Annotated in this window: 1 protein-coding gene and 1 pseudogene; one reads left to right on the top strand and one right to left on the bottom strand. The window is 54.7% G+C overall.

Translation table 11 applies throughout. The features are described from left to right. Positions 1-115 (top strand): annotated as a pseudogene (locus FT726_RS26965) (antibiotic biosynthesis monooxygenase); the annotation flags it as partial. 71 nt (positions 116-186) lie between these two features. Here the strand turns inward: FT726_RS26965 and FT726_RS26960 are convergent. Next, positions 187-1962: Ig-like domain-containing protein (locus FT726_RS26960; protein ID WP_346303816.1), on the bottom strand; the 1776-nt coding region annotated here is incomplete at its 5' end.

The raw sequence follows: 1962 nt of genomic DNA, 5'->3' as shown, positions 1-1962 counted from the left end.
ATCGCTGCGCCATCTGGAGCAGCATCAGCAGATGCCGCACATGGATGCGCACCGCGCCACCATCAAAGATGACGTGGTGGACGTGAAAATTCTGGTGCTGGAACCGACCGCCTGATTTTTCCGCTGCAGGCATAAAAAAAGCCCCGGTTTTGCGACCGGGGCTTTTGTTTAGCAGCTAATCAATGATCAGTGCTGTTCGTTGTGCAGGTTCTGCACCAGCAGTTCCGCATCACCGTTGCTGTAGACGTTGTACTCGGTGCCGCCGACGGTGACGGTACCGGTCGCCTGCTGCCAGGAGCTGGCATCTTCACCGGCTGGCAGGATGTCTTCCAGCGTCAGCGCCTCGCCCTGTTTAGCGTTCACTACCAGCTGTGACTTGCCGTTGTCGATAAACAGTGAATCCTGACCCTGCGTCATGATGTCGTTGAGCGACATGCTCATCAGCCCTTCTACATCCGTAGCACCCGCAGCGAAGATCGAGTTGATTTCTGGCGGCGGCGGCGGGGTGACGTCGACGTTGGTCTTAACGGTATGGTCGATGACCAGTTCGTTTCCGGCTGCATCGCGAACCGTGACGTTAAAGGCATAATCGCCTTCTGCCAGTTTGTCTGACTCATAGCGCCACACGCCGTTTTCTACCACGGTAGAACCGATCAGCTGGGTACGCGCTTCGTCGCCCCAAATCATCACGATAGTACCGTCTTCTGAGCCCTTACCTCTGAAGATCAGCGTGTCATCGTTGGTGTCCGGCCGTACAGGAATTTCAGTGCCGGTTTTATCAGCGAAGACGCCTTCGAAGTTAGCCTTGTCGCCGCCTTCTACTGGCACCGGCTTAGTGGTATCAACGTCAAAGTTAATCGCCGCCTCTTTATCGCCTTTCACACCGGACTGGCTCACTGGCTGTACTTCAACTTTATGGTTGCCTTCGCCCAGTTCTGGCAGCTCGTAGCTCCACTCGCCGTTTACGACGTCAACCACGATCGGCTCCAGATCGTCGATGTAGATGATGACCTGCGACAGATCCGGTGACGTGCCCTTCAGCGTTGGCTGTTTGTCATCGGTGACCGTGCCATTTTCGATCTCACCCTGGATAGGACCGACGTTATCCTCCAGTATGTACGAACCTTCCATTGAGCCAGGCTTTTTGGTATCGATAATCAGATCGATAGGATCGGATGGCTGCGATTCGTTGCCGGCCGGATCGGTGATCTCGATGATAACCTGATAGTTACCGTCATCGATTGGGTTCTCAGGTTTCACTTCCCACTTGCCGTCTTCGCCCACGATACCGGTACCAATCACCACCGGATTACCTTTACCGTCATCAATGATGACTTCCACTTTGTCGCCAGGGGTACCGCCTTCGCCGCCGAAACCTGGACGGTTGTCATCGATTGGCTTACCTGGTTCAACCGGACCGGTGTTCTCCCCTTCGTTATCGACAATCGTTGGTGGTTTCGGCTGATCCGGTGGCGTAATATCGATAATCACGTTGATTGGATCTGAAGTCGGTGACTCTTTGCCGCTAGCCGGATCTTTGGCGATCAGTTCAATATCGTGTGAACCTTCTGCCAGCTCTGGTAATTCAATTTCCCACTTGCCATCTTTAACAATCGCGGTTGCCACCGGCTCAGTGCCGCCGTCAACAATTACATAGATGATGTCGCCGTCGTTGCCTTCACCGCGCAGCACTGGCGTGGTGTCGTTAGTTGAATCGCCTGGCTGCAGAACACGCTCTTCATCACCGTTGTTGGCGACCATCTCATCCACCACCGGCGCCGGCAGGATGTTGCTGTCGATAACCAGTTTGAACGGATCGGTTTTCTCAGAAACGGTGCCGCCTTTGCTGACGGAATCCACGACCAGCGAGTGCTCACCGTCATCCAGCTCAACGTCCAGTTTCCACTGGCCGCGCTCGTTCGCCACGGTAGAACCAATCAGTTTGTCACCGTACCACGAGCA

Origin of the sequence: Pantoea sp. Morm, assembly GCF_016643525.1 — a bacterium.
Lineage (GTDB): Bacteria > Pseudomonadota > Gammaproteobacteria > Enterobacterales > Enterobacteriaceae > Pantoea > Pantoea dispersa.
Note: the sequence above shows the minus strand (reverse complement) of the source record. Positions and strands in the feature narration are given on the sequence as shown.